This window comes from Enterobacter sp. MGH 16 (assembly GCF_000493175.1).
Taxonomy (GTDB): domain Bacteria; phylum Pseudomonadota; class Gammaproteobacteria; order Enterobacterales; family Enterobacteriaceae; genus Enterobacter; species Enterobacter roggenkampii.
Genome location: NZ_KI535695.1, coordinates 805,546 through 831,028 on the forward strand (window position 1 = coordinate 805,546; position 25,483 = coordinate 831,028).

Below are 25,483 nucleotides of genomic sequence, written 5' to 3' on the forward strand. Positions count from 1 at the left end.
GTCGGCATGTTTGTTCCATTTCTCATTATGTTACGTGAAGGGCTCGAAGCCGCCCTTATCGTGAGCCTCATCGCCAGTTATCTGAAGCGAACCCAGCGCGGGCGCTGGATTGGCGTCATGTGGGTCGGCGTATTCCTTGCCGCGGCGCTCTGCCTGGGCCTGGGCATTCTCATTAACGAAACCACCGGCGAGTTCCCGCAGAAAGAGCAGGAGCTGTTTGAAGGTATCGTCGCCGTGATTGCGGTGGTGATCCTCACCTGGATGGTGTTCTGGATGCGTAAAGTCTCGCGTAACGTGAAGGTGCAGCTGGAGCAGGCGGTGGATAACGCGCTGCAGAAGGGGAACAACCACGGCTGGGCGCTCATTATGATGGTCTTTTTCGCCGTAGCGCGTGAAGGGCTGGAGTCTGTTTTCTTCCTGCTGGCGGCGTTTCAGCAGGATGTGGGGATCTGGCCGCCGCTGGGGGCCGTGCTGGGCCTCGCCACGGCCGTGGTGCTCGGCTTCCTGCTGTACTGGGGCGGTATCCGCCTGAACCTGGGCGCGTTCTTCAAGTGGACCAGCCTGTTTATTCTGCTGGTGGCGGCGGGTCTGGCGGCGGGGGCGATTCGCGCCTTCCATGAAGCGGGCCTGTGGAACCATTTCCAGGACGTGGCGTTTGACCTCAGCAACGTTCTCTCCTCGCACTCTCTGACCGGCACCCTGCTCGAAGGTATCTTCGGCTATCAGGAAACGCCGAGCGTCAGCGAGGTGGCGATGTACTTCATTTATCTGGTTCCGGCGCTGGTGCTGTTCGCCATGCCGCCGCGTACCGGCACGCAGGCGTCGCGCGTTGCGCCGTAATTTTTGATTTAGTGACAATATACTTTTAAAGGGAAGAGTCATGGCAATTCAGTTCCGTCGTAGTGCGTTATGCGCAGGCATTGCCGCGCTGTTCGCTTCTGCTTTCTCCGCCTGGGGCGCGGATGTTCCACAGGTTAAGGTCACCGTCAACGACAAGCAGTGTGAGCCGATGACCCTCACGGTGAACAGCGGTAAAACCCAGTTTATTATTCAGAACCACAGCCAGAAGGCGCTGGAGTGGGAGATCCTGAAAGGCGTTCTGGTGGTGGAAGAGCGTGAAAATATCGCCCCTGGCTTTAGCCAGAAGATGACCGCCAACCTGCAGCCGGGCGAGTATGAGATGACCTGCGGCCTGCTGACCAACCCGAAAGGGAAGCTCATCGTCAAAGGTGAAGCGACGGCCGATGCGGCGAAAGGCGCTGCGGTGCTGAGCCTGGGCGATGCAATTACCGCGTATAAGGCGTACGTCACGAAAGAGACGGCGGAGCTGGCGACGGCAACCAAAGCCTTTACCGATGCGGTGAAGGCCGGGGATATCGAAAAAGCGAAATCCCTCTATGCGCCAACCCGTCAGCACTACGAGCGCATCGAGCCGATCGCCGAGCTGTTCTCTGACCTTGATGGCAGCATCGATGCCCGTGAAGATGATTTCGAGCAGAAGGCCGCCGATCCGAAATTCACCGGTTTCCACCGTCTGGAGAAAGCCCTGTTTGGCGACAACACCACCAAAGGGATGGAGAAATACGCTGAGCAGCTGAACAGCGACGTGCTGGAGCTGCAAAAGCGCATCAGCGAGCTGGCCTTCCCGCCGTCTAAAGTGGTGGGCGGCGCGGCCGGTCTCATTGAAGAAGTGGCCGCGAGCAAAATCAGCGGCGAAGAAGATCGCTATAGCCATACCGACCTGTGGGACTTCCAGGCAAACGTCGACGGCGCGCAGAAAATTGTTAACCTGCTGCGTCCTCAGCTGCAGAAAGAGAACGGCGAGCTGCTGGCCAAGGTGGACGCCAACTTCAAAAAAGTCGACACCATCCTGGCGAAGTACCGCACCAAAGACGGGTTTGAGACCTACGATAAGCTGACCGATGCCGACCGTAACGCGCTGAAAGGCCCGATTACCGCCCTGGCGGAAGATCTCTCCCTGCTGCGTGGCGTACTGGGTCTGGACTAAGCACGATGAATAAGCATAACGAGAACGACGTGGCTGAGCCTTCCCGTCGTCGGTTGTTAAAAGGGGTAGGGGCGCTCGGGGGCGCGCTTGCTCTGGCTGGCGGGTGTCCGGTGGCGCACGCGGCGAAACCGCAAAGCGCGCCCGGCACGCTGTCACCCAACGCCCGCATGGAGACGCAGCCGTTTTATGGCGAGCATCAGGCGGGCATTCTGACGCCGCAGCAGGCGTCGATGATGCTGGTGGCCTTTGATTCGCTGGCCAGCGATAAAGCCGATCTGGAACGCCTGTTCCGCCTGCTGACGACGCGCATCGCGTTTCTGACCGCCGGTGGACCGGCGCCCGATACGCCGAACCCGCGTCTGCCGCCAATGGACTCCGGCATTCTGGGGCCTTTCATCGCCCCGGATAACCTGACCATTACCGTTTCGCTCGGCGAATCGCTGTTTGATGCGCGTTACGGGCTGGCAAAACAGAAGCCGAAGGCGCTGCAAAAAATGACGCGTTTCCCGAATGATTCCCTGGACGCCGCCCTCTGCCACGGCGATCTGCTTCTGCAGATTTGCGCCAATACGCAGGACACGGTAATCCACGCCCTGCGCGACATCATTAAGCACACGCCGGATCTGCTGAGCGTGCGCTGGAAGCGGGAAGGGTTTATCTCTGACCACGCCGCCCGCAGCAAAGGGAAAGAGACCCCGGTGAACCTGCTGGGCTTCAAGGACCGCACGGCCAACCCGGACAGCCATGATAGTGCGCTCATGAAGGAGGTGGTGTGGGTCACTGCCGATCAGGGCGAACCGGCATGGGCGGTCGGCGGTAGCTATCAGGCGGTGCGCATTATTCAGTTCCACGTGGAGTTCTGGGACCGCACGCCGCTCAAAGAGCAGCAGACGATCTTCGGTCGCGATAAGCAAAGCGGGGCGCCGCTCGGCATGAAGAACGAGCATGATGTGCCTGACTACGTCCGCGATCCGAATGGCGACGTGATTGCGCTGGACAGCCATATTCGTCTGGCCAATCCGCGTACCAAAGAGACGCAGTCCAGTCTGATGATGCGTCGGGGATACAGCTATTCGCTCGGCGTGACCAATTCCGGTCAGCTCGATATGGGGCTGCTGTTCGTCTGCTATCAGCACGATCTCGAGAAGGGGTTCCTGACGGTACAGAAGCGCTTAAACGGCGAAGCGCTGGAAGAGTACATTAAACCTATCGGCGGCGGCTATTTCTTTGCCCTGCCAGGCGTGCGCGACAGCAACGCGTATCTCGCGCAGGGTCTTATTGAAGCCTGATAATTGTCCCCGCAACCGTTCGCGGGGACATTATTTTTTCATATGACTATCCTGCTGTTATATTTCTGTAATATTTCTATATGAGACTGATTTCAACTGTAGGGACAGTCCTAAAAGTTGCATTCAGGTAAAATAAATGTTGCATTTATGATAACTCCTGATGTACTTAAGATAAGACAGCGGTAGTTCCCGGCAGTGATGCTGAATCACTATGGAGATCGCGAATGGTTGCGTCCTGTACTGGACAAGGTAAACATAACAACCGCAGCACCCGGCGCGGAGGCTCAGACTCCGGCAGCGATTTCCTCACCACTAAATTTTCCCCCCTCCCTCAAGAATCTGATTCGACCGACGTGCAGAACGGTGCGCGTAGCTGTTCCGTATCGTCATCCGATAGTGCAAGCAATGGCTTACAAGGAAGCCAACCCTCTGATGTTCGTGCGCATAATCGTGCCGACGCTGGCGCGTGTGATGAATACCAACAACTCAAGGTGCTATCCATGGGAAGACAAAAAGCAGTGATCAAAGCTCGTCGCGAAGCAAAACGTGTGCTGAGACGGGATTCACGTAGCCATAAACAGCGTGAAGAAGAATCGGTCACCTCGCTTGTGCAGATGAGTGGCGTAGAAGCAATTGGCATGGCCCGTGACAGCCGTGATAATTCTCCAATTGTGGCGCGCAATGAGGCTCAGGCGCACTACCTGAATGCTATCGAGAGTAAACAGCTCATCTTTGCAACCGGTGAAGCCGGATGCGGGAAAACCTGGATCAGTGCAGCCAAAGCGGCGGAAGCGCTGATCCATAAGGACGTGGAAAGAATCATTGTTACCCGTCCGGTACTGCAGGCTGATGAAGATCTCGGCTTCTTGCCCGGTGACATTTCGGAGAAGTTTGCCCCGTACTTCAGGCCCGTCTATGACGTGCTGGTGAAGCGGCTGGGTGCATCCTTCATGCAGTACTGCCTGCGGCCAGAGATTGGCAAGGTGGAAATCGCGCCGTTCGCCTATATGCGCGGACGTACATTTGAAAATGCGGTCGTCATTCTTGACGAGGCTCAGAACGTGACCGCTGCGCAAATGAAGATGTTTTTAACGCGCCTCGGGGAGAACGTGACGGTTATCGTTAACGGCGATATTACCCAGTGTGACCTGCCGTCCGGCGTGAAATCCGGACTGAGCGACGCGATGTCACGTTTTGAGGAAGATGAGATGATTGGGGTGGTACGCTTCACCAAAGATGACTGCGTGCGCTCGGCGCTCTGCCAGCGCACGCTACAAGCGTATTACTGAGTGTGCAGTTGCGTTCAAGGCCCGGGAAACCGGGCTTTGTTTTATGTGCAGGCATGTTGTCGGGTGGCGCTGCGCTTACCCGACCTACAATACCCGTAGGCCTGGTAAGCGCAGCGCCACCAGGCATAAAGAGCGCAGGGAGTTTCAAGGTTCGAATCCCCCCTTTCGGAGAATATAAAAGAAAAAAGCCCGTACTTTCGTACGAGCTCTCATCTTGAATATGGCGGTGAGGGGGGGATTCGAACCCCCGATACGTTGCCGTATACACACTTTCCAGGCGTGCTCCTTCAGCCACTCGGACACCTCACCATATTGTTTTGCTGCCTGACCGCGTGGGGGGCAACGGGGCGCTACTATAGGGAGTTGCGCTGACACGGTCAAGCAGATTTTCAGCTTTAGTGCCTGTTCGGTTAAGCAATAATCAGCTCCACGGTTTTTACGCCGCGGAGCAGGGGATTAACGCTGTGAATCGAGCACTTCGCTGTTTTTAACCACTTCCTGCGCTTTGCTGTAGCTTTCGATCAGCAGCTGATAAGCCGGGAAGATGTGGGTGTACACTTCCGCCCACTCCGCCGCATCTTCACGGTTCCAGGTACGCTGGATCTCAGAGGCCACCGCCGCCGTATCCATCGGGACCACACCGGCCTGTACAACGCGCGCCAGCGTGATCTCCTGCGCCATTTTGCTGTAGGTGCCGGAGGCATCAATCACCGCAAACACCTTATACCCGTCCGCAACCGCGCTGATCGACGGGAAGGCCATGCAGACGCTGGTAATGGTACCCGCAATGATCAACGTCTTACGTCCGGTGGCTTTTACCGCCGCCACGAATTCCGGGTTATCCCAGGCGTTGATCTCGCCTTTGCGGGCAACATATTGCGCATGCGGCGCGTTGGCGTGGATCTCCGGGATAAGCGGTCCGTTCGGCCCTTGCGGGACGGATGCGGTGGTGATCACCGGGATCTTCGCCAGGGTAGCGATTTTTGCCAGCGCTGCCGCACGGGCACGCAGTTCCGGCATTGGCATATCACCAACGGTCTGGAACAGACCGCTCTGGTGATCGATAAGGAGCATCACAGCATCGTTCACATCGATGACCGGACGGGTTCCATTAAAGTTCGCAGGTGTAGACATGTTCTTCTCCTTTATTACGTTCAGAGCTGGCCGAAGCGGCCGGAATTGAAATCACGAATGGCTTCGTTGATTTCGGCTTTACTGTTCATCACAAACGGGCCGTAGCCCACGATCGGTTCATTCAGCGGCTCGCCGGCCATCAGCAGCACTTTTGCATCGCTGTTCGCTTCCAGGTGCAGTTTGTCGCCTTCCTGACTTAACACGACCAGCTGGGCTTCACCCGCCTGAGCGGTACCGTTTACCGTGATGCTGCCTTCAAGCACGACCAGCGCCGTGCTCCAGCCTTCCGGCTGAGCGAGCGTCAGATGGCTTCCCTGGTTCAGCGCGAAGTCCCAGACGTTGAGCGGCGAGAAGGTGTGCGCCGGGCCGGTCACTGTGTCGTAGCGACCGGCAATAACCCGCAGCGTTCCACCGTTGTCAGGCAGCGTCACTACCGGGATGTCGGCTTTCGTAATGCTCTGGTAGCCCGGTGCGGCCATCTTGTCTTTCGCCGGCAGGTTGACCCAAAGCTGCATCATTTTGAGTTCTCCGCCTTTTTGCGAGAACGCGCTGGAGTGGAACTCCTCGTGCAAAATGCCTGCGCCGGCGGTCATCCACTGCACGTCCCCGGGGCCAATGACGCCGCCTTTCCCCGTGGAGTCGCGATGCTCCACTTCACCGGAATAGACGAGAGTGACCGTTTCAAAACCCCGGTGAGGGTGTTGGCCGACGCCGCGTTTCGCACCGTCTGCCGGAAAGGTGTATGGGCCCGCGTAGTCCAGCAGCAGGAACGGGCTGAGCGGCTCGCCGTGCGTCTGATAGGAGAACATTGAACGGACCGGGAAACCGTCGCCCACCCAGTGCTGACGTGGCGCGGTATAAACGCCAGTGATGTTTTTCATGATTAACTCCTGATGTTCTGTTGATGTAATTAGCTTATATTCAGGGTTAATATCCCGGTAGATAGTGAAAATGGCATTCACTGTTCTGAAAATAGAACGATGAGGATTTATGCAGGATCTCAATGACTTCGTCTGGTTTGTGAAGGTAGTGGAGTACGGGGGGTTTGCGGCGGCGGGAAGGGCGCTTGACCAACCCAAGTCCAAACTGAGCCGCAGGATCGCGCAGCTGGAGGAGCGGCTTGGCGTACGGTTGATACAGCGCACGACGCGGCAGTTTACGGTGACGGAAGTGGGGCACACTTTCTATCAGCACTGTAAGGCAATGCTGATAGAAGCAGAAGCGGCAGAGGAGGCCGTTGCTGCGCTGCAGGCTGAGCCGCGCGGCGTCGTCAGGATCACCTGTCCCGTCACGTTACTGCACGTCCACGTGGGACCGATGCTGGCGCGGTTTATGGCGCGCTACCCCGGGATTAATCTCCAGCTTGAGGCCACCAATCGTCGGGTCGATCTTGTTGGCGAAGGTATTGATGTGGCTATCCGCGTGCGTCCGCGTCCGTTTGATGACAGCGATCTGGTGTTAAGGGTGCTGGCTGACAGGGGGCATTGCCTGGTGGCAAGTCCGCAGTTGATTGAACGTATGGGTAAACCGCGAATGCCTTCCGAGCTCAGTGAATGGCCTGGATTAAGTATGGGGGCCGGTAAACAGGTGCATAAATGGGAGCTCAGTGGTCCAGAAGGGGCGAAAGCGGAGATCCACTACGCACCGCGCTTTATTACCACCGACATGCTGGCATTGCGGGAAGCAGCGATGGCGGGCGTGGGCGTTGTACAGTTGCCGATATTGATAGTGAAGGATCAGCTTGCGTCAGGGGAACTGGTACGGGTGCTGGACGCGTGGGAACCCCGACGGGAAGTGATTCACGCGGTTTATCCTTCGCGGCGCGGCATGCTGCCGTCGGTCAGGACGCTGGTGGATTTTCTGACTGAAGAGTATGCGAAGATGGTGGAGGAGTAGCTTTTTGTAGGTCGGGTAAGCGCAGCGCCACCCGACATAAAGAGCGCAGGGAGTTTCAAGGTTCGAATTCCCCCCTTTCGGAGAATATAAAAGAAAAAAGCCCGTACTTTCGTACGAGCTCTCATCTCAAATATGGCGGTGAGGGGGGGGATTGACTCGCTTCGCTCGCCCTGCGGGCAGCCTGTTCGCGACGCTCACAGTCTGTCCAACTGGCTGTCGCCAGTTGTCGAACCCCGGTCGGGGATTCTCATCCCCCCAGCATGCGTGCAATATGCGAAAAAAAAGCCCGCATTTTCATGCGAGCTCTTCTTTAAATATGGCGGTGAGGGGGGGATTCGAACCCCCGATACGTTGCCGTATACACACTTTCCAGGCGTGCTCCTTCAGCCACTCGGACACCTCACCATATTGTCATCCCGTTGTTGACGGGACGGGCGCTAATGTAAGGAAAAGCCGAACTGCCGTCAACTCACTTTTTCAGTAATTTAGCGCGTTTAGACAAACTTCAGGCAACATGATTCTTAATTGTGCTGAAAGCGTCTTTTTTATCAGCAACACAGCCGCGCAATAAATTTGTTATGCTGACAACCTCGTTAAAAAGCAAAATAAATCAGCGCAATAAAAGGCAGGAATGACTATGGATATACTTTTCTATCACCCCACGTTTGATACGGCCTACTGGATCGAGGCGCTCACGGCAGCTTTACCCGGCGCACGCGTTCGCGAGTGGAAGCGTGGAGATAACGAACATGCTGACTATGCGCTGGTCTGGCATCCGCCGGTAGAAATGCTCCAGGGCCGTAAGCTGAAGGCCGTTTTTGCCCTGGGGGCGGGCGTGGATTCCATTCTGAGCAAGCTGAAGGCGCACCCTGACATGCTGCCGGAAGCGATTCCCCTGTTCCGCCTGGAAGATACCGGCATGGGCCAGCAGATGCAGGAATATGCCGTCAGCCAGGTGCTGCACTGGTTCCGCCGTTTTGATGACTATCAGGCCTTTAAACAGCAGGCCCACTGGGAGCCGCTGCCGGATTACCGTCGCGAAGACTTTACCATCGGCATCCTCGGTGCGGGCGTGCTGGGCTCAAAAGTGGCTGAAGCTCTCGCTCCGTGGGGCTTCCCGCTGCGCTGCTGGAGCCGCAGCCGCAAGGATTATCCGGGCGTAGAGAGCTTTGCCGGAACGGATGAGCTTCCGGCCTTTCTGAACGGCACGCGCGTGCTGATCAACCTGCTGCCCAACACGGCGGAAACGGTAGGGATCATCAATGAAACCTTGCTCAACCAGTTAGCCGATCAGAGCTACCTGATGAACCTGGCGCGCGGGGTGCATCTGGTCGAGACCGATCTGCTGAAGGCGCTGGACAGCGGAAAGCTAAAAGGCGCCATGCTGGATGTCTACAGCCGTGAGCCGCTGCCGGTGGAAAGCCCGCTGTGGGCACATCCGCGCGTGGCGATGACCCCGCACGTGGCCGCCGTGACGCGTCCGGCAGAAGCGGTGGCGTACATATCCCATACCATCAGCGAAATGGAGAAGGGTAACGCGGTCACTGGCCAGGTTGACAGACAGCGCGGCTACTGAGAGAAACCCGGCGTTCGCCGGGTTTTTGCTAATATTCGCCGCTGATAACTGCTATCCTTTGGAAAAACCGCAGAGGAGAGAGAGATGTATCCCGTTGACCTGCATATGCACACCGTCGCCAGTACCCACGCGTATAGCAACCTCCATGATTATATCGCCCAGGCGAAGCTGAAAGGCATTAAGCTGTTCGCGATCACCGATCATGGTCCGGACATGGCGGATGCGCCGCACTACTGGCATTTTGTGAATATGCGGATCTGGCCACGTCTGGTGGACGGCATTGGGATACTGCGCGGCATCGAGGCGAATATCAAAAATACCGACGGTGAGATCGACTGCACCGGGCCGATGCTGACGTCTCTGGATCTTATCCTCGCCGGTTTCCACGAGCCGGTTTTTGCACCTCAGGATAAAGAGACCAACACCGCGGCGATGATTGCCACCATTGCCAGCGGCAATGTGCACATTATCAGCCACCCCGGCAACCCGAAGTACCCGATTGATATTCAGGCTGTCGCGCAGGCGGCAGCGAAGCACCGCGTGGCGCTGGAGATTAATAACTCCTCCTTTGTTCACTCGCGCAAGGGCAGTGAAGCCAACTGCCGCGAAGTGGCCGCCGCCGTACGCGATGCGGGCGGCATGGTGGCGTTGGGTTCGGATTCCCATACCGCCTTTACGCTGGGTGATTTCAGCGAGTGCCTGAAAGTGCTGAATGACGTTAACTTCCCGGAACCGCAAATCCTGAACGTGACTCCGCGCCGCATGCTCGATTTCCTCGAATCGCGCGGCATGGAGCCGATTGCCGAATTTGCCGATCTTTAATTGTGTAATGGAATAATAAAAATGAACGAGTTTTCCATCCTTTGCCGCGTGCTGGGTACGCTCTATTATCGCCAGCCGCAAGACCCGCTGTTGGTTCCGCTCTTTACGTTGATTCGTGAAGGTAAGCTGGCGGAGAACTGGCCGCTGGAACAGGATGATTTACTGGCGCGTCTGCAAAAAAGCTGCGACATGCAGCAGATTGCGACCGATTACAATGCGCTGTTCGTCGGCGATGAGTGCCGCGTTTCGCCATACCGTTCTGCCTGGCAGGAAGGGGCGACGGAAGCGGAAGTCCGTGCTTTCCTCTCCGCGCGCGGTATGCCGCTGAGCGATACGCCTGCGGATCATTTCGGTACGCTGCTGCTGGCCGCTTCCTGGATTGAAGATAACGCCGGGGATGATGAGAACGAAGCTATCGAAACGCTTTTCGAAACGTACCTGCTGCCGTGGGTCGGAACATTCCTTGGGAAAGTCGAAGCCCACGCCGCCTCGCCATTCTGGAGAACGCTGGCACCGCTGACCCGCGACGCAATTGCGGCGATGTGGGATGAGCTGGAAGAAGAGAATGAAGAGTGACTTAGATCACATAAATCCTGCAACGCCGCATTTCAATTTGCACATAATGTGCTTCTGATCGCATTTCTATGGTGCGCTTCTGCTAAGATGCGCGCCATGAACATATTACTTTGTATCGCAATAACAACGGGCATTCTCTCCGGGCTCTGGGGATGGGTGGCCGTGTCTCTCGGATTGCTCAGCTGGGCTGGATTCCTTGGCTGTACGGCCTATTTCGCCTGCCCGCAGGGGGGCGTCAAAGGGCTCTTTATCTCAGGCTGCACGCTGATGAGCGGGGTGATCTGGGCGCTGGTGATCATGAAAGGCAGCGCGCTGGCGCCGCATCTGGAGATGCTGGGGTACATCATGACGGGCGTTGTTGCCTTCCTGATGTGTATTCAGGCTAAGCATCTCCTGCTTTCGTTTGTGCCGGGCACCTTTATCGGGGCGTGCGCGACCTTTGCAGGGCAGGGTGACTGGAAGCTGGTCGTTCCTTCTCTGGCGCTGGGATTGCTGTTTGGCTATGCCATGAAAAACAGCGGTCTTTGGCTGGCGTCGCGGCGGGAAAAAGCGCAAGACATCACGGCGGTGAGCGAATAAAAAAAGGCGAGATAATCATCTCGCCTTTTTTATGCGCTTCCTGTCAGGATTCCGGAGGGACTGACATATCGCGGTATTTCACCAGTATCGGGTTCTGCACGTCTGCTTTGTTTTGCAGATCCCACAGCCCGCGGTCAATACCGTCGTTGATTAAGAAGATCACGCCGGTTTCAATGGCCGACATCAGACACATCATGACCGGCTCGTTAGAGGTGTAGCCAATTTCACCCTCCAGCAAACGCTGGTAATCGATGAAGCGGAATACCCCTGCCTGAACTTCATAAGACAGGATGGTTTTGCTGGTGTTCACCGAAGAGAGCACTTCGCCTGTACTGACGTTGACCACACGCAGGTTAACGGCGATTTGGTCGAGCTGGTACTGGGTATCCGCACCGATACCGAAGTACCGCGCGCCCGCCCCACCCGATTTAACGTTACTTTCGTAACCAATAATCGATCCTTCAATCATCACGTTCGCTGCCGCCAGAGATTCCAGAGGCGTGCGGTTATTGGCCGCGACGGTACCATTCTCCTGTGCGGCACGAATGATTTTCCGTTCATTCAACAGGTTCTGAAGACCCTGACGTTCCAGCGGAATAAACCAGTGCGAATCCTTGAGCGCGGTAACCAGCATCGCGGTGGCACTTTGCGGCACGGCCGTGGAGAAGTTACTTGCCGGGTAAGGTTTGAATTGCCCGGTTTCATCCTGAATGTTGTATACGGAGACAAATATTTTCCCCGTTGGAGCAGGTAAATGCGTTAAATCACGATAACTCTGGGCCCGAGGCATTAATGTTGGTTTTGCAGCTTCTTTAGGTGGAGCAGTTAAACAACCGCTCAATAAGCACACTGCAACAAATATCAGGAAGCGCTGCATGATCGTTGTCCTTATTTAGCTATTGTTTAAAAGTCAGTTGAATTACTTTGTAGACCGGAAACCTGAATAGTGGAGATCCTTCCGGTTTTACGATCGGTCACGTTCAGCTGAAGCTGTCCATCGGTGTTGGCGATATCAACGATAAAATCGTTGGTCACCATTCTGCCGGGTTTGCCGGTATTAATGTTGGTCAGTAACCCGCCTAAAATCTGCGACTGGATAGCCTGAGTGAAGTTGTCCAGTGCGGATGGAGTATCAACGCTAAAATCCTTTAAGCTTGGGTCCTTATAGGAGTTTTGCGCCTGCGCTTCATTCAGCAGAAAGGCGCCGTTGTTAGGGTTACCGCCAAAGTTAGGGTTACGGAACTGAAACGTCATATTTCCGGCCCAGCTTATAGGTGTTATTAGCATTATCGAAACAACTGCATATGCAATACGCATGACAGCCTCCGCATATCGGTTCGCTAGAACTCGTCTTTAGCTAAATCGCTGGTGCTTAATAGGGCTTTATCTATTTGCAGGCGATTAATAGCGTCTTCTGATTGGGCCAGTGCCAGGGCTACGTTTTTATCGAAGTCCATTTTAGTGGGGAATAAAAACGTTTGATAAATAACGTACTGATTGGTCGTTATTGTTATCCAACTTCCCCATCGTGCACTGGGCCGCTCGTTGATTGTTATATTTCCGGTATAAGTACTGTCCCATTTGTCACTGAAGGCTCGATAAAAACTGTGCCCGACCGATGAGACAGTGTGGTCTGTTAACAATCCGGGAACTTCGACCTCGACGGCCTTCAGATTCCCGGCAGCGAGCAGGAAACTCGCTGCGGCGATCCAACTCAACGTGCGCTTCATGTGATTAACGCCTGAGGTTATCGTTTGCCCACGAAACCGCCTGAGTTCGGTTTTTTACAGCTATCTTCTTGAAAAGATTATAAAGGTGCGTCTTTACCGTATTTTCGCTGATAAATAACGAACGGGCGATTTCAATATTTGAAGCACCAATGCGTAACTTATTCAGGATCTCTTTCTCACGGTGCGTGAGCAGTGCTGACTCTGAGCTGTTATAGCGATAATTTCCGGAGTGCGTGATGAGGTAGCTGGCCAGCTTTTGCGAAAAATAACACTCTCCGCGCAATATGCCTTGCAGACCCTCAACTACCCGGTCTTCTTCTTCCGTGACGTAGAACACGCCATTGATATGCGGCCAGCTTTCAATATCCCTGAAAGGATATTCATCAGGCGTATTCAATAATAGCACGCGGATATTATTGTTTTTCCTGCTTAAAATATCTTGCCAGTAATGGATGAGCTTTTTATCAGCTTCTATCATATCGAACAGAATGATGCTGCCAGGTGCAATATCATCAAAAGAACGTTGAATATTATGCAATTTCCCGTTCAGTGATAAAGATTGCTTTAAATGTTGTAATAACGCTGTCGCTTGCAAAGAAGGTTTTGTGATCAACAGTAATGTATGACCATGTAAACTATGGACTTCATTATACATGATGAAACCCCACTTTTTTTTGGCACCTGGCAGCTGTCCTCCTGTTTAATAGAGGACACCAGAAGTACTGACAGATGTTGCACTGCTGTGTGTAGAATCAGACCATAACCTCCACGGGGAGGTAAATATAAAACCAATTTCGTACATCTAATTTCAATCTAGCTTTTACGAAGTTTAAAGCAAGTGTTAAACATGTAACCGAATGTAAAAATCAATATTAATTTGTGAAAATCACTTGTGATGAATGGCGAGAAATGATGAGAAAGTTGTACACATAAATAGAGATGCACAGTTTTTAAAAATCATACAAATATTTATATCTCATTGATTATTAGATGTATTTATTATTTTATGCGAACGATAAAACAGTATGAGGTACAGATTATTTCTAAGCCCATAAATGCGCGGTTGTCTGGCTTAAGAAAACGGGCTTCGTGTCACGACTGTGAAAAAGTGTCCTTCTGCCGTTACGTTTAAACAACGCGAGAAGACGCGTGGACAGCCTTCGCCTCGTTGTACAACCTGATTGTTGGACAGGGGAAATAAAAAATATAAGCTGGCCTGAGTAAAGTGATTTTTGTCGTAAATTACGACTTTGTGGTGATCCGAAAAATAAAAATAAGCCGCGCGGGTGAGATATTTAAAATGTTTCAGCGGACATACTCTTCACCGTAACGACGCGTTAACACAATATGCATCGTTTTTACAAGTAACACGGTTATAGGTTATGGCGTGATTAAATAACCAGGTCCAGGGTGACAACATGAAATACACATCGTTATTTATGGTGTTTACATTACTGGGTGCGCCTGGATTTGTAACCGCAGCGAATTCAGATTTAGCCAATGCTGAATATAACTTTGCGGTTAACGAATTAAGTCTTTCATCACTCAATCAGGCAGCCATTATTGGTCAACAGGGTGTTTTTAATGACGCTCAGGTTCGCCAGGAAGGTTCAAAACTCTTGTCCATTGTTTCACAGGATGGGGCGGGCAACAGAGCAAGAGTTGATCAATCAGGGAGTTACAATATAGCCTGGATCGATCAGAGCGGTACCGCGAATGATGCAGGTATTACGCAAGAGGGATACGGTAATAGCGCGAAAATTATCCAGAAAGGGTCGGGTAATAGAGCAAATATTACGCAGTACGGTACGCAGAAAACCGCAGTTGTAGTGCAGAAACAGTCGCAAATGGCGATTAACGTTATTCAACATTAGCGCATTCGCGACGATTTTAATCAATCCGATGGGGGTTTACCATGAAATTTCTCAAAGTGGCAGCGCTTGCAGCAATCGTAGTTTCTGGTAGTGCTATGGCGGGTTCTATTAATCAGGGCGGCTGGGGCCATGGGCATGGTCATGGCGGATACAGTGGCCCAAATTCAACCCTGAATATTTATCAGGACGGTGGCGGTAACTCCGCGGTTGCTCTGCAGACAGACGCCAGAAATTCCGTGCTGAATATTACCCAGAAAGGTGGCGGTAACGGCGCTGACGTTGGTCAGGGTTCTGATGACAGTAAAATCAACCTGACCCAGAAAGGATTTGGCAACAGTGCAACACTGGATCAGTGGAACAGCAAAAAATCTGTTATGAACGTTAGCCAGTCCGGCGGCTTTAACGGCGCCCTCGTCGACCAGACTGCCTCTAACTCTACTGTCAACGTTACCCAGATTGGCTTTGGTAACCACGCGACAGCTCATCAGTACTGATACTGAAATCTGTGCTACAAAAAAACAGGGCTGATGCCCTGTTTTTTTTCGGGAGTTCATCATGAATACCTTAATTCTTCTTGCCGCGCTTTCCAGCCAGATAACTTTCAAAACGTCGCAGCAGGAAAATATGACCACCATTATTCCTCAGGTCACCCTGGCGCAGCCGTGTGATTGTCAGGTTCAGATTGTTTCCGTTCGGGAAGGGCAGGGGGGACAAAGTTCGTCCCGACAGCAAAATACCCTTTTTATACCCGCTAATCAGACGATTGATTTAATGCGCCTGAGTTTAAATATTAATGCGGGAGACACGGTAAAAATCGTTGTCACCGTTTCAGACGGTAAATCGCTTCATTTATCACAGCAGTGGTCGCCAGCGGAACGTTCGCTTTAATCATTCATGAAATCAATGTGTTGCGAATGTGGCGGGTCCGTGCCGTTGAGCTATGCTGATATCAGGGATCAGGTCATTATGTTCCTTAACGTGAGACTTCGTTTGTCATAATGAAGTGCGTTTACCCCTCAAGGACGATTTTCATTGAGGAGTACCGATAATGAACCACTCTTTCGCTCGACTCGTGACGGGTCTGGGCCTGATTGTTTCTGTTTTTAGCCTCCCGGTTTATTCGGCTACCATTGTGAACGGTGGCGTTATTCATTTTCGCGGTGCCATTGTTGCAGACCCCTGTGAAGTTACGCCGCAGCAAAGACAGTTTGCTATGTCCTGTCCGGATAATAATCGTATGCAAACGCGCATGGTCAGTTATGAAGAGGCGCTTAATGGCAAAGTGTCCGATTCAGATCTGGTGTCGCTCCGCATGAAATACCTTAACCCTGAAAAAACGCTCGCGGTTGTCGAAATCCAGTATCGATAGCGCTCTCTCTTCCGCTTTGTGCGGAAGAGGATTTTTTCTGATAGTTTTTTCTCCCGGGCAGCCCTGCGATACACTTAATAAAAAGGCGGGTTGCAGAGGGGCTTTATGAAACCGCAAATTGAAGTTATTCATGGTGATATTACGACCATGCACGTCGACGTCATCGTCAATGCGGCCAATCCCTCCCTGATGGGGGGAGGCGGTGTGGACGGGGCTATCCACCGGGCTGCAGGACCGCAGCTGCTGGAAGCCTGCAAAACCGTACGGCAACAGCAGGGCGAATGTCCTCCCGGCCATGCGGTCATTACGCTTGCGGGCGATCTGCCTGCCAAAGCGGTGATCCACGCCGTAGGGCCTGTCTGGCACGGTGGCGATCGGCACGAGGCGAGTATTCTGGAAGAGGCTTACCGAAACTGTCTGCGGCTGGCTGCCGACAACGGCTATAAAACAATGGCGTTCCCGGCCATCAGTACGGGGGTGTATGGCTATCCTAAGGCGGCTGCCGCTACGATCGCCGTCGACACCGTTTACCGCTATCTGTCGCTAAAACCGATGCCTGAGAAAGTAATCTTTGTCTGTTTCGATGAAGAAACCACCCACCTTTATCAACGGTTGCTGACCCAGCGCGGGCAGGAACTGGACACCTGAAGCAAACGCGGCGCACTGAGTGCGCCGCGGTTGTTTATGAGGCTTTTACCTGAGGTTTTCCTGAGAAGAGGAAACGCAGAAGCGGGATCCGCAGGTGGATTTCATAGAGCACGATCGCAATCCCCACGACAAACACCAGACCGGTAAAGAAGCCCAGCGTGTTAGAGGCGATATGCGGGGTGATGTAAGCCCCGAAGAAGAGCGTGAGCGGGTGATGCACCAGATAAATAAACAGCGACGCATTCACAAAGTAGGTCACGCGGCTGGACTTAAAGTTCAGCAGGCGGTGGCCGAGCGCGAATACTACGTTCACCATCCATAAACCCAGCAGCATGGTGATCACGCTTTCCGTTTCGTACATCCAGGCGTCACCGCTCCCGTAGCGCTGGTTCAGCAGATAGGCCGCGAACGCGATGGCCGCACCTACAGCACACCACGGTGACGGGGTAGTAAACAGCGCTTTCAGCTTCGGGTAAATAAACGCCAGCGCGCCGATTAAAAAGAACGGAATGTAGAAAAGGGACTGCATCACCACAAAATTAAACAGACCGTCGCTCAGTATCGGTGGATAGACGATAAACAGGATGCGTCTCACCGCGGCGTAAGCGATACCCAACAGCAAGAAGAGCACCGACAGTTTGCCCAGCGTAACGGTGGCGGAAAAGGCGTCAGCTCTCGAACTCAGGTGATGACGCAGGCGGCTGAAAATGAACAGGCTCACCGTGGTAAGCACCACCAGGACCAGCAGGAACCACAGGTGAGACACCAGCTCCCAGACCAGCGTGTTGTACTTTTCATACAGTGACAGATTCGGCCAGTTTTCCGCTTTGCCTTTGACGTACTGCAGCATAATGAACTGAGGCAGCGTCAGTAGCGGAATTGCGGTCAGCATGGGGATCCCCACGCGCTCGACGCGCACCTTCCACCAGCGTTTAAGCGGGTATCGCAGAAACAGCATGTAAGAGAAATAGCCGGAGATGACAAAAAACACCTGCATACGGAAGGCGTGAATAAAGTCATTAAACAGCGTCAGCCACCAGGAGGGCATCTGGCTATTCACATGCCAGGTGTGGCTGGAGTAAATCAGTGATATGTGAAAAGGGATCCCCAATAGCATCAGCCATGCCCGGATCGAGTCGAGGAAATATTCACGTTCTGTTGGTGTTGTGCTCATATAACGTTGTGCATTCTCAGACTTTTCGTCTTATCCCTAAGACTCATAATGGTTACATTCGAAAGCAACCCTACACCAAGACCGACACCCTGTCTCCAGGATAAGCACGCAAAGTGAATAATGGGTTCTTTCATTTGCTTAATCCATGAGCCAGCAGCTGAACAAAGCAGTGATAATGTTGTCGGATTGCCTGAGTTTCCATTAAAATGGATCGGATCGATATAAGCACACAAAGGGGGAAGTGCTTACTTATTATGAAACATAAACCACAGATGATGAAAATGCGTTGGTTAGGTGCTGCAGTGGTGTTATCACTGTATACCTCATCGGCACTGGCCTTTAACATCGACGATGTCGCAAAACAGGCAAAATCGATGGCTGGCAAGAGCTACGAAGCGCCGAAAAGTAACTTGCCCTCCGTTTTCCGCGATATGAAATATGCGGACTATCAGCAGATCCAGTTCAATCACGACAAAGCCTACTGGAGCAACATCAAGACCCCGTTCAAGCTTGAGTTTTATCATCAGGGTATGTATTTCGACACGCCTGTTGCCATCAACGAAGTGACGGCCACAGCGGTACGTAAGATCAAATACAGCCCGGATTACTTCAATTTTGGCAATGTGCAACACGATAAAGATACGGTGAAAGACCTGGGCTTCGCAGGCTTTAAGGTGCTTTACCCGATCAACAGCAAAGATAAAAACGACGAAATCGTCAGCATGCTTGGTGCCAGCTATTTCCGCGTGATTGGCGCGGGGCAGGTATACGGGCTTTCTGCGCGCGGACTGGCGATTGATACCGCGCTGCCATCAGGTGAAGAATTCCCACGTTTCCGTGAGTTCTGGATTGAACGTCCAAAACCAACGGATAAACGTCTGACCATTTACGCGCTGCTGGATTCACCGCGTGCGACCGGCGCCTATCGCTTTGTGATTATGCCGGGTCGTGACACCGTGGTTGACGTGCAGTCCAAGGTTTACCTGCGTGATAAAGTGGGCAAACTGGGCGTTGCACCACTGACCAGCATGTTCCTGTTTGGGCCGAACCAGCCGTCTCCGGCCACTAACTTCCGCCCGGAACTGCACGACTCCAACGGTCTGTCTATTCATGCCGGTAACGGAGAGTGGATCTGGCGTCCGCTTAACAACCCGAAACATCTGGCGGTGAGCAGCTTCGCGATGGAAAACCCGCAAGGTTTTGGCCTGCTGCAGCGTGGCCGTCAGTTCTCCCGCTTTGAAGATTTGGACGACCGCTATGACCAGCGTCCAAGCGCCTGGGTCACGCCAAACGGTGACTGGGGTAAAGGTAAGGTTGAGCTGGTTGAGATTCCAACCAACGACGAAACCAACGATAACATCGTGGCTTACTGGACGCCGGATCAGCTGCCGGAAGCCGGTAAAGAGATGAACTTCAAGTACACCATCACCTTCAGCCGCGACGAAGATAAGCTGCATGCGCCGGATAACGCGTATGTGATGCAGACTCGCCGTTCAACGGGTGATGTGAAGCAGTCTAATCTTATCCGTCAGCCTGACGGTACCGTGGCCTTTGTCGTGGACTTTACAGGCCAGGATATGAAGAAACTGTCACCGGACACCGCCGTTGCCGCTCAGGCCAGCATCGGTGATAACGGTGAAATCGTTGAGAATACCGTGCGTTACAACCCGGTAACCAAAGGCTGGCGTCTGACCCTGCGCGTGAAAGTGAAAGATCCGAAACAGACCACTGAAATGCGTGCTGCGCTGGTCAGTAACGATCAGCCGCTGAGTGAAACCTGGAGCTATCAGCTACCTGCCAATGAATAATACATCTGAATATATTGATGCCATGCCGCTGACGGATATCGAAAAAGCGGCACTGCCTAAGAGCGACATCCGCGCGGTTCACACCGCGCTGGATGGTGAACATCGTCAGTTTTCCCGTGATGATGATACGCCGCTGGGGTCAGTAAAGGCACGTCTGGAGCAGGCCTGGCCGGACTCGCTGGCAGAAGGGCAGTTGATTAAAGACGACGAAGGGCGCGATCAGCTTCAGGCGATGCCGAAGGCCACGCGTTCCTCAATGTTCCCCGATCCGTGGCGCACCAACCCGGTGGGCCGCTTCTGGGATCGCCTGCGCGGGCGTGATGTGACGCCGCGCTATCTGTCACGCCTGACGAAAGAAGAGCAGGCTTCCGAACAGAAATGGCGTACCGTGGGGACCATCCGTCGCTACATCCTGCTGCTGTTGACGCTGGCGCAGACGGTCGTCGCGACCTGGTATATGAAAACCATCCTGCCGTATCAGGGCTGGGCGTTCATCAACCCGATGGACATGATGGGCCAGGATCTCTGGGTCTCCTTCATGCAGCTGCTGCCGTATATCCTGCAGAGCGGCATCCTTCTGCTGTTCGCGGTTCTCTTCTGCTGGGTCTCGGCCGGTTTCTGGACCGCGCTGATGGGCTTCCTGCAGCTGCTGATGGGGCGTGACAAATACAGCATTTCGGCGTCAACGGTCGGGGATGAACCCCTCAATCCTGAGCACCGTACCGCGCTGATTATGCCTATCTGTAACGAAGACGTTGACCGCGTGTTTGCGGGCCTGCGTGCCACCTGGGAGTCCGTGAAGGCGACCGGCAACGCGGAGCATTTCGACGTTTACATCCTGAGCGACAGTTACAACCCGGATATCTGCGTGGCAGAACAAAAAGCGTGGATGGAGCTGATTGCAGAAGTGCAGGGCGAAGGGCAGATCTTCTACCGCCGCCGCCGCCGTCGTGTGAAGCGTAAAAGCGGTAACATCGATGACTTCTGCCGCCGCTGGGGTAACCAGTACAGCTACATGGTGGTGCTGGATGCTGACTCCGTCATGAGCGGTGACTGCCTGAGCGGTCTGGTGCGTCTGATGGAAGCCAACCCGAACGCGGGTATCATTCAGTCTTCGCCAAAAGCGTCCGGTATGGACACGCTCTATGCGCGCTGTCAGCAGTTCGCCACCCGTGTTTACGGGCCGCTGTTTACGGCGGGCCTGCACTTCTGGCAGCTGGGTGAATCCCACTACTGGGGTCACAACGCCATCATCCGCGTGAAGCCGTTTATTGAGCACTGTGCGCTGGCGCCGCTGCCGGGCGAGGGTTCGTTTGCTGGTTCTATTCTGTCACATGACTTCGTGGAAGCGGCGCTGATGCGTCGTGCTGGATGGGGCGTCTGGATTGCCTACGACCTGCCGGGATCGTACGAAGAGCTGCCGCCGAACCTGCTGGACGAGCTCAAGCGTGACCGCCGCTGGTGTCACGGTAACCTGATGAACTTCCGCCTGTTCCTGGTGAAAGGGATGCACCCGGTTCACCGCGCGGTGTTCCTGACGGGCGTGATGTCGTATCTCTCCGCACCGCTGTGGTTTATGTTCCTTGCGCTCTCCACAGCGCTGCAGGTCGTGCATGCCCTGACGGAACCGCAATACTTCCTGCAGCCGCGCCAGCTGTTCCCGGTGTGGCCGCAGTGGCGTCCGGAACTGGCGATTGCGCTGTTTGCCTCCACCATGGTGCTGCTGTTCCTGCCTAAGCTGCTCAGCATCATCCTGATCTGGTGCAAAGGCTCGAAAGAATACGGCGGTTTCTTCCGCGTGACCCTTTCACTGCTGCTGGAAGTGCTGTTCTCCGTGCTGCTGGCACCGGTGCGTATGCTGTTCCACACCGTGTTCGTGGTCAGTGCGTTCCTGGGCTGGGAAGTGGTCTGGAACTCACCGCAGCGTGATGACGACTCCACGCCGTGGAGCGAAGCCTTTATGCGCCATGGTTCTCAGCTGCTGCTGGGTCTGGTGTGGGCGGCCGGGATGGCGTGGCTGGATCTGCGCTTCCTGTTCTGGCTGGCGCCGATTGTCTTCTCGCTGATCCTGTCGCCGTTTGTCTCCGTGATCTCCAGCCGTTCGACGGTGGGGCTGCGGACCAAACGCTGGAAGCTGTTCCTGATCCCGGAAGAGTATTCCCCGCCGCAGGTGCTGGTAGACACCGATCGTTATCTCGAGCAGAACCGCAATCGCACGCTGGATGACGGCTTTATGCACGCCGTGTTTAACCCGTCATTCAACGCCCTGGCGACGGCAATGGCGACGGCGCGTCACCGCGCCAGCCAGGTGCTGGAGATTGCCCGCGATCGTCACGTTGAGCAGGCGCTGAACGAGACCCCGGAAAAACTCAACCGTGACCGTCGTCTGGTCCTGTTGAGCGACCCGGTTACGATGGCGCGTCTTCACTTCCGCGTATGGTCCGCTCCGGAGCGATACTCTTCGTGGGTAAACTACTATAAAGAACTGAAGCTGAACCCGCTGGCGTTGAAGGCGAAGTAAGTGGTTAAGTAGGGCAGGTAAGCGAAGCGCCTCCCGCCAACTAAAATACCGGCATAATCGCCGGTATTTTTTTAGAGGTTACTCATGAGAATCATCATCGTCGTTCTGATGGCATGCCTGCTCAGCGGCTGCGGCAGCATCATCAGCCGCACCATTCCAGGGCAGGGCCACGGGAATCAGTATTACCCGGGCGTGAAATGGGATCTCCGTGACTCCGCATGGCGCTACCTCACCGTGCTGGATCTGCCATTCTCGCTAATTTTCGACACGCTGCTGCTGCCGATCGATGCCAGCCACGGCCCTTACGAGTAGCGTAAATTAACGCTCGTCCCACTCATCGGCTGCGGTTTGACCTTCTTCCGTATCCAGCGGTGGCTCGAGCTGAAATTCGCCCTCATCCCACTCGTGCAATGTGTTCTCTTCCAGCCATTCCTGCCGCAGTTCGATTTCATCATAGTCGCCATCAAAGACGGCCTGCGCACCTTCACCGCTCAGGACCGGCAGGCATTCCCCTTCTTCACCTTCATCGGCAAAGAATTCGGCCTGCCACATAATATCCCCATCCTGCAGAACGTATTTCTGGATATTAAGTTGTTGCACGTCAGCATCTTCTTCTTCAACGCCAGGGTTGTCGGCGAGGAACTCTTCACGAGCGGCATCAATAGCTTCTTCCAGCGTGGCGTACATAGTCATTGGTGTCTCCCTGTTTTCCAGAAGGTTTCAGGGAAAGAATAGCTGAATATCTGATTCTGCAAGTATGAATGCGAAAATAAGCGTCAGGCGTTCGTCTTATTCCGCCACTGGCCGTAACGCGCGGGATAAACTGAACCACGAATAAATTGCATTAAACAGTACCACGCCCGCCGTCACGATAAAGACGGCGCGAAAACCGAAGCTGGCGGAGATGCTCGCCCCGAGAAGCGGTCCGGTGACGTTACCGATGTCGCGAAATGACTGGTTATAGCTGAAGATCCGCCCGGCAATCTGGTTCGTGGAGTTGTAAACCAGCAGGGTCTGTACGGCGGGCAGCAACGCCCCGTCGGCGGCACCAAGCAAAAAGCGAAGTAAGCCCAGCTGCCACGGAGAGTGCACCATCGACATGGGGATCAGCAGCAGGACGGAGATCACCAGCGCACAGATCAGAATTTTTTCCGGACCGACGCGGTCCCCCAGTTTCCCCAGCCTCGGCGCGCTAAGCAGCGCCGCCACCCCGGGCACGGACGCAATCAGCCCGCTGATAAACGCGATATTGCTGACGTTCCCCACCAGATCGCGAACGTACAGCGTGAGGATAGGGGCAATCGATCCGGTTGCGACCTGAATAATCAGGGTCGTCACGAACAGGCTCAGCACCAGTCTGGGATTTTTAAGCGAGGTCAGCACCTCCCTGGCGTGTAGCATCTCTTTCTTCGCAACGGGCGTGAAGTTTTCCCGAATACAGAGCAGGGTGACAACAAAGCACAGGAACAGCACGCAGGCGGTGATAAAGAACACCGGACGCAGGCCATAGCTATCGGCCATGAGTCCGCCGGCCAGTGGCCCCAGCAGGGCACCGCTTACGCCGCCGGTTGAGAGCGTGCCCAGCGCCCAGCCGCTCTTATGGCGAGGAATTTGCGTGGCAATCAGGGCATTGGCATTGGGAATAAATCCTCCCAGCAAACCCAGCAACGCGCGCAAAATCAGGAACTGCCAGACGTTCTGCGCCACGCCCATCAGCGCCATGATAATGGCCATCCCCAGCGCCGAGCGCAGCAGCATGATTTTACGCCCCTTGCGGTCGGCAAGGCCGCCCCAGAAGGGCGAGGCTATCGCGGAGAACAGGAACGTGATGCTGAATACCAGGCCGGACCACATATTGAGCGCGCTATGGCCCGTCACGCCCAGCTGTTCAACATAGAGCGGCAGAAAAGGCATGACCAGGCTAAACGCCGCGCCGGTGAGAAAACAGCCAAGCCACGCAACCGTGAGGTTACGCTTCCAGTTTATGGGGGCATCTGAAGGTGACATAACAATCCGCATAATGAGGTGCTGAGCACCTGAAGCAAGAAGTAATAAGCCTGCTAATTATGCGCCTGGGTTATGATTGCCGCAATGAGGGGGAGCTTTTAAAGCTAAAACAGGATGCGACCCTGAGGATCGCATCCTGAAAATCAATAGCGGGACGGCGTGCCTTTTGGCCGCGTTTTAAAGCGGCGGTGCAACCACATGTACTGCTCGGGTGCGAGCATGATGCATTTCTCTACGATACCGTTCATCCAGCGCGCGGTGGTTTCTGCATCGTCAAGCGGCGGCGCGAGTTCCGGTTCCAGCATCATCAACTCGTAGCCCGAACCGTCAGGCTTGCGGCGGGGAACAAAGGGTACGATGGCGGCTTTGGACATCCGCGCCAGCATCCAGGTGCCGGTGGTTGTGGCGGCCTCTTCAACGGCGAAGAAGGGGACAAAAACGCTGGCCTGTGGGCCATAGTCGTGGTCGGGGGCATACCAGACCACTTCGCCGGATTTCAGCGCACGGATCATTCCCTTCAGATCTTTACGGTCGATCATGCTTTTGTTGGAGCGCATGCGGCCGTTGGTCTGGATTAAATCGATGACCGGGTTATCGTTAGGGCGATAAACGCCAATGCCGGGCGCCTGCATGCCGAACATACGCGCCCCGATTTCGAGCGTCAGAAAATGGACGCCGATCAGCAGAACGCCCGTCTGGTTGGCCTGAAGCGTATGCACGGGATCCATGCCGGTTCCCGTTACCTCGCTCCAGCGAGCCATGCGTTTGTCCGGCCAGAACCACGCCATGCCGGTTTCCATAAGGCCCATCCCAACGGATTCGAAGTTCTTCGCGACCATATTGTGACGCTCTGAGTCGCTCATCTGCGGAAAACACAGCTCAAGGTTGCGGTACGCGATTCTGGCGCGACGCTTCATAAACAGTTGTGCGAAACGGCCCAGAAATTTACCCAACCGAAAAATAACAGGGTAGGGAAGCTGTACCAGAAGCCATAAAAAGCCGATGCCAAGCCAGGTCAACCAATAGCGGGGATGCAAAAGGGCGGCAGTAAATTTTGGTAACTGGGTCATGTCTTTCCTGTGTTCAAACGTCCTGTTTCGCTAGTGTCTCATTTTTTGAGGCGTAGCCAAAATATCTGCTTTCGAAGCGTGCACGAATACAGCAATTGTTAATCCTGATTAAT

At 54.3% G+C, this 25,483-nt stretch carries 27 protein-coding genes and 2 tRNA genes; 17 read left to right on the top strand and 12 right to left on the bottom strand.

Annotated elements, in window-relative coordinates; genetic code table 11:
• The first annotated feature begins 6 nt into the window (after positions 1-6).
• The 4 genes from efeU to phoH all read left to right on the top strand — a co-directional run bounded on the left by efeU (position 7) and on the right by phoH (position 4,586).
• Complete coding sequence (efeU, locus tag L362_RS18915) at positions 7-840, top strand: iron uptake transporter permease EfeU (RefSeq protein ID WP_023343737.1); 834 nt, start codon at positions 7-9, stop codon at positions 838-840.
• Positions 841-880: 40 nt separating this feature from the next.
• A complete protein-coding gene (efeO, locus tag L362_RS18910) occupies positions 881-2,008 on the top strand; it encodes an iron uptake system protein EfeO (RefSeq protein WP_021240800.1) in 1,128 nt (375 codons plus the stop codon).
• Positions 2,009-2,013: 5 nt separating this feature from the next.
• The gene (efeB, locus tag L362_RS18905) at positions 2,014-3,297 is read left to right on the top strand and encodes an iron uptake transporter deferrochelatase/peroxidase subunit (protein ID WP_023343738.1); all 1,284 of its coding nucleotides are present in this window, start codon (positions 2,014-2,016) and stop codon (positions 3,295-3,297) included.
• Between the two features lie 500 nt (positions 3,298-3,797).
• Positions 3,798-4,586, top strand: a complete 789-nt coding sequence (gene phoH / locus L362_RS18900) for a phosphate starvation-inducible protein PhoH (protein WP_008503509.1) — start codon at positions 3,798-3,800, stop codon at positions 4,584-4,586.
• Between the two features lie 221 nt (positions 4,587-4,807).
• On the opposite strand, the gene L362_RS18895 is transcribed toward phoH, so the two are convergent.
• The 3 genes from L362_RS18895 to L362_RS18885 form a co-directional block, all read right to left on the bottom strand.
• A tRNA-Ser gene (locus tag L362_RS18895) sits at positions 4,808-4,895 on the bottom strand.
• 147 nt (positions 4,896-5,042) lie between these two features.
• A complete protein-coding gene (locus tag L362_RS18890) occupies positions 5,043-5,720 on the bottom strand; it encodes an isochorismatase family protein (RefSeq protein WP_008503510.1) in 678 nt (225 codons plus the stop codon).
• Between the two features lie 20 nt (positions 5,721-5,740).
• Positions 5,741-6,601, bottom strand: a complete 861-nt coding sequence (locus tag L362_RS18885; protein ID WP_023343739.1) for a pirin family protein — start codon at positions 6,599-6,601, stop codon at positions 5,741-5,743.
• A 109-nt stretch (positions 6,602-6,710) separates the two neighbouring features.
• Here L362_RS18885 and L362_RS18880 point away from each other — a divergent pair, with 109 nt between their 5' ends.
• The gene (locus L362_RS18880) at positions 6,711-7,616 is read left to right on the top strand and encodes a LysR family transcriptional regulator (RefSeq protein WP_023343740.1); all 906 of its coding nucleotides are present in this window, start codon (positions 6,711-6,713) and stop codon (positions 7,614-7,616) included.
• A gap of 317 nt (positions 7,617-7,933) precedes the next feature.
• Here the strand turns inward: L362_RS18880 and L362_RS18875 are convergent.
• Positions 7,934-8,021, bottom strand: a tRNA-Ser gene (locus tag L362_RS18875).
• 232 nt (positions 8,022-8,253) lie between these two features.
• Between L362_RS18875 and ghrA the strand changes: the two genes are divergently transcribed.
• The 4 genes from ghrA (at position 8,254) to L362_RS18855 (ending at position 11,169) form a co-directional block, all read left to right on the top strand.
• Complete coding sequence (gene ghrA / locus L362_RS18870) at positions 8,254-9,192, top strand: glyoxylate/hydroxypyruvate reductase GhrA (RefSeq protein ID WP_023343741.1); 939 nt, start codon at positions 8,254-8,256, stop codon at positions 9,190-9,192.
• An 84-nt stretch (positions 9,193-9,276) separates the two neighbouring features.
• Positions 9,277-10,014, top strand: coding sequence for a phosphatase (locus L362_RS18865; protein ID WP_023343742.1), 738 nt, complete (start codon positions 9,277-9,279; stop codon positions 10,012-10,014).
• A gap of 21 nt (positions 10,015-10,035) precedes the next feature.
• Positions 10,036-10,590: a TorD/DmsD family molecular chaperone gene (locus L362_RS18860; protein ID WP_023343743.1), complete on the top strand. Its 555-nt coding sequence runs from the start codon at positions 10,036-10,038 to the stop codon at positions 10,588-10,590.
• A 96-nt stretch (positions 10,591-10,686) separates the two neighbouring features.
• Positions 10,687-11,169 (top strand): DUF1097 domain-containing protein, encoded by a 483-nt coding sequence (locus L362_RS18855; RefSeq protein WP_072203727.1) that lies wholly within the window; start codon positions 10,687-10,689, stop codon positions 11,167-11,169.
• 43 nt (positions 11,170-11,212) lie between these two features.
• Here L362_RS18855 and csgG read toward each other — a convergent pair whose 3' ends face one another.
• From csgG to csgD, 4 genes are read right to left on the bottom strand one after another with little or no spacing between them, the layout of a single operon-like run.
• Positions 11,213-12,046 (bottom strand): curli production assembly/transport protein CsgG, encoded by an 834-nt coding sequence (csgG, locus tag L362_RS18850; protein WP_021240792.1) that lies wholly within the window; start codon positions 12,044-12,046, stop codon positions 11,213-11,215.
• A 26-nt stretch (positions 12,047-12,072) separates the two neighbouring features.
• The gene (csgF, locus tag L362_RS18845; protein WP_008500846.1) at positions 12,073-12,486 is read right to left on the bottom strand and encodes a curli production assembly/transport protein CsgF; all 414 of its coding nucleotides are present in this window, start codon (positions 12,484-12,486) and stop codon (positions 12,073-12,075) included.
• 23 nt (positions 12,487-12,509) lie between these two features.
• A complete protein-coding gene (csgE, locus tag L362_RS18840; protein ID WP_021240791.1) occupies positions 12,510-12,899 on the bottom strand; it encodes a curli production assembly/transport protein CsgE in 390 nt (129 codons plus the stop codon).
• A gap of 4 nt (positions 12,900-12,903) precedes the next feature.
• Positions 12,904-13,554 (bottom strand): biofilm master transcriptional regulator CsgD, encoded by a 651-nt coding sequence (gene csgD / locus L362_RS18835; RefSeq protein ID WP_023327093.1) that lies wholly within the window; start codon positions 13,552-13,554, stop codon positions 12,904-12,906.
• A 763-nt stretch (positions 13,555-14,317) separates the two neighbouring features.
• Here csgD and csgB point away from each other — a divergent pair.
• The 5 genes from csgB to ymdB all read left to right on the top strand — a co-directional run bounded on the left by csgB (position 14,318) and on the right by ymdB (position 16,790).
• Positions 14,318-14,773, top strand: a complete 456-nt coding sequence (gene csgB, locus L362_RS18830; RefSeq protein WP_008500843.1) for a curli minor subunit CsgB — start codon at positions 14,318-14,320, stop codon at positions 14,771-14,773.
• A gap of 41 nt (positions 14,774-14,814) precedes the next feature.
• Entirely contained in the window at positions 14,815-15,267 is a 453-nt protein-coding gene (gene csgA / locus L362_RS18825) for a curli major subunit CsgA (protein WP_008500842.1), read from the top strand.
• 61 nt (positions 15,268-15,328) lie between these two features.
• Complete coding sequence (gene csgC, locus L362_RS18820) at positions 15,329-15,661, top strand: curli assembly chaperone CsgC (protein WP_023343744.1); 333 nt, start codon at positions 15,329-15,331, stop codon at positions 15,659-15,661.
• A 160-nt stretch (positions 15,662-15,821) separates the two neighbouring features.
• Positions 15,822-16,142: a type 1 fimbrial protein gene (locus L362_RS18815; protein ID WP_008500840.1), complete on the top strand. Its 321-nt coding sequence runs from the start codon at positions 15,822-15,824 to the stop codon at positions 16,140-16,142.
• A 105-nt stretch (positions 16,143-16,247) separates the two neighbouring features.
• Positions 16,248-16,790, top strand: a complete 543-nt coding sequence (gene ymdB / locus L362_RS18810) for an O-acetyl-ADP-ribose deacetylase (RefSeq protein ID WP_008500839.1) — start codon at positions 16,248-16,250, stop codon at positions 16,788-16,790.
• A gap of 34 nt (positions 16,791-16,824) precedes the next feature.
• Here ymdB and mdoC read toward each other — a convergent pair whose 3' ends face one another.
• A complete protein-coding gene (gene mdoC, locus L362_RS18805; RefSeq protein ID WP_023343745.1) occupies positions 16,825-17,964 on the bottom strand; it encodes a glucans biosynthesis protein MdoC in 1,140 nt (379 codons plus the stop codon).
• Between the two features lie 254 nt (positions 17,965-18,218).
• On the opposite strand from mdoC, the gene mdoG reads away from it, so the two are divergent.
• The 3 genes from mdoG to L362_RS18790 all read left to right on the top strand — a co-directional run bounded on the left by mdoG (position 18,219) and on the right by L362_RS18790 (position 22,605).
• Positions 18,219-19,772, top strand: a complete 1,554-nt coding sequence (mdoG, locus tag L362_RS18800) for a glucans biosynthesis protein MdoG (RefSeq protein WP_021240787.1) — start codon at positions 18,219-18,221, stop codon at positions 19,770-19,772.
• Positions 19,765-22,293, top strand: coding sequence for a glucans biosynthesis glucosyltransferase MdoH (gene mdoH, locus L362_RS18795; protein WP_023343746.1), 2,529 nt, complete (start codon positions 19,765-19,767; stop codon positions 22,291-22,293). Before mdoG ends, mdoH begins: the two co-directional genes overlap by 8 nt.
• A gap of 84 nt (positions 22,294-22,377) precedes the next feature.
• The gene (locus L362_RS18790; protein WP_008500835.1) at positions 22,378-22,605 is read left to right on the top strand and encodes a YceK/YidQ family lipoprotein; all 228 of its coding nucleotides are present in this window, start codon (positions 22,378-22,380) and stop codon (positions 22,603-22,605) included.
• Between the two features lie 6 nt (positions 22,606-22,611).
• On the opposite strand, the gene L362_RS18785 is transcribed toward L362_RS18790, so the two are convergent.
• From L362_RS18785 to L362_RS18775, 3 genes are all read right to left on the bottom strand, one after another.
• Positions 22,612-22,986 (bottom strand): MysB family protein, encoded by a 375-nt coding sequence (locus L362_RS18785; RefSeq protein ID WP_008500834.1) that lies wholly within the window; start codon positions 22,984-22,986, stop codon positions 22,612-22,614.
• A gap of 96 nt (positions 22,987-23,082) precedes the next feature.
• Positions 23,083-24,300: a multidrug efflux MFS transporter MdtG gene (gene mdtG / locus L362_RS18780; RefSeq protein ID WP_023343747.1), complete on the bottom strand. Its 1,218-nt coding sequence runs from the start codon at positions 24,298-24,300 to the stop codon at positions 23,083-23,085.
• A gap of 143 nt (positions 24,301-24,443) precedes the next feature.
• Positions 24,444-25,370 (bottom strand): Kdo(2)-lipid IV(A) acyltransferase, encoded by a 927-nt coding sequence (locus L362_RS18775; RefSeq protein WP_008500832.1) that lies wholly within the window; start codon positions 25,368-25,370, stop codon positions 24,444-24,446.
• Positions 25,371-25,483 lie beyond the last annotated feature (113 nt).

Excerpts from the sequence above, each read along its gene's own strand:
- L362_RS18775 (WP_008500832.1), bottom strand. The coding sequence starts at position 25,370 with ATGACCCAGTTACCAAAATTTACTGCCGCCCTTTTGCATCCCCGCTAT.
- L362_RS18890 (WP_008503510.1), bottom strand. The coding sequence starts at position 5,720 with ATGTCTACACCTGCGAACTTTAATGGAACCCGTCCGGTCATCGATGTG.
- csgC (WP_023343744.1), top strand. The coding sequence starts at position 15,329 with ATGAATACCTTAATTCTTCTTGCCGCGCTTTCCAGCCAGATAACTTTC.
- mdoG (WP_021240787.1), top strand. The coding sequence starts at position 18,219 with ATGAAACATAAACCACAGATGATGAAAATGCGTTGGTTAGGTGCTGCA.
- phoH (WP_008503509.1), top strand. The coding sequence starts at position 3,798 with ATGGGAAGACAAAAAGCAGTGATCAAAGCTCGTCGCGAAGCAAAACGT.
- ymdB (WP_008500839.1), top strand. The coding sequence starts at position 16,248 with ATGAAACCGCAAATTGAAGTTATTCATGGTGATATTACGACCATGCAC.
- efeO (WP_021240800.1), top strand. The coding sequence starts at position 881 with ATGGCAATTCAGTTCCGTCGTAGTGCGTTATGCGCAGGCATTGCCGCG.
- L362_RS18815 (WP_008500840.1), top strand. The coding sequence starts at position 15,822 with ATGAACCACTCTTTCGCTCGACTCGTGACGGGTCTGGGCCTGATTGTT.
- csgF (WP_008500846.1), bottom strand. The coding sequence starts at position 12,486 with ATGCGTATTGCATATGCAGTTGTTTCGATAATGCTAATAACACCTATA.
- L362_RS18855 (WP_072203727.1), top strand. The coding sequence starts at position 10,687 with ATGAACATATTACTTTGTATCGCAATAACAACGGGCATTCTCTCCGGG.
- L362_RS18785 (WP_008500834.1), bottom strand. The coding sequence starts at position 22,986 with ATGACTATGTACGCCACGCTGGAAGAAGCTATTGATGCCGCTCGTGAA.
- mdtG (WP_023343747.1), bottom strand. The coding sequence starts at position 24,300 with ATGTCACCTTCAGATGCCCCCATAAACTGGAAGCGTAACCTCACGGTT.
- csgE (WP_021240791.1), bottom strand. The coding sequence starts at position 12,899 with ATGAAGCGCACGTTGAGTTGGATCGCCGCAGCGAGTTTCCTGCTCGCT.
- L362_RS18790 (WP_008500835.1), top strand. The coding sequence starts at position 22,378 with ATGAGAATCATCATCGTCGTTCTGATGGCATGCCTGCTCAGCGGCTGC.
- mdoC (WP_023343745.1), bottom strand. The coding sequence starts at position 17,964 with ATGAGCACAACACCAACAGAACGTGAATATTTCCTCGACTCGATCCGG.
- ghrA (WP_023343741.1), top strand. The coding sequence starts at position 8,254 with ATGGATATACTTTTCTATCACCCCACGTTTGATACGGCCTACTGGATC.
- csgB (WP_008500843.1), top strand. The coding sequence starts at position 14,318 with ATGAAATACACATCGTTATTTATGGTGTTTACATTACTGGGTGCGCCT.
- csgD (WP_023327093.1), bottom strand. The coding sequence starts at position 13,554 with ATGTATAATGAAGTCCATAGTTTACATGGTCATACATTACTGTTGATC.
- L362_RS18860 (WP_023343743.1), top strand. The coding sequence starts at position 10,036 with ATGAACGAGTTTTCCATCCTTTGCCGCGTGCTGGGTACGCTCTATTAT.
- L362_RS18885 (WP_023343739.1), bottom strand. The coding sequence starts at position 6,601 with ATGAAAAACATCACTGGCGTTTATACCGCGCCACGTCAGCACTGGGTG.
- L362_RS18865 (WP_023343742.1), top strand. The coding sequence starts at position 9,277 with ATGTATCCCGTTGACCTGCATATGCACACCGTCGCCAGTACCCACGCG.
- mdoH (WP_023343746.1), top strand. The coding sequence starts at position 19,765 with ATGAATAATACATCTGAATATATTGATGCCATGCCGCTGACGGATATC.
- csgG (WP_021240792.1), bottom strand. The coding sequence starts at position 12,046 with ATGCAGCGCTTCCTGATATTTGTTGCAGTGTGCTTATTGAGCGGTTGT.
- efeB (WP_023343738.1), top strand. The coding sequence starts at position 2,014 with ATGAATAAGCATAACGAGAACGACGTGGCTGAGCCTTCCCGTCGTCGG.
- L362_RS18880 (WP_023343740.1), top strand. The coding sequence starts at position 6,711 with ATGCAGGATCTCAATGACTTCGTCTGGTTTGTGAAGGTAGTGGAGTAC.
- csgA (WP_008500842.1), top strand. The coding sequence starts at position 14,815 with ATGAAATTTCTCAAAGTGGCAGCGCTTGCAGCAATCGTAGTTTCTGGT.
- efeU (WP_023343737.1), top strand. The coding sequence starts at position 7 with ATGTTTGTTCCATTTCTCATTATGTTACGTGAAGGGCTCGAAGCCGCC.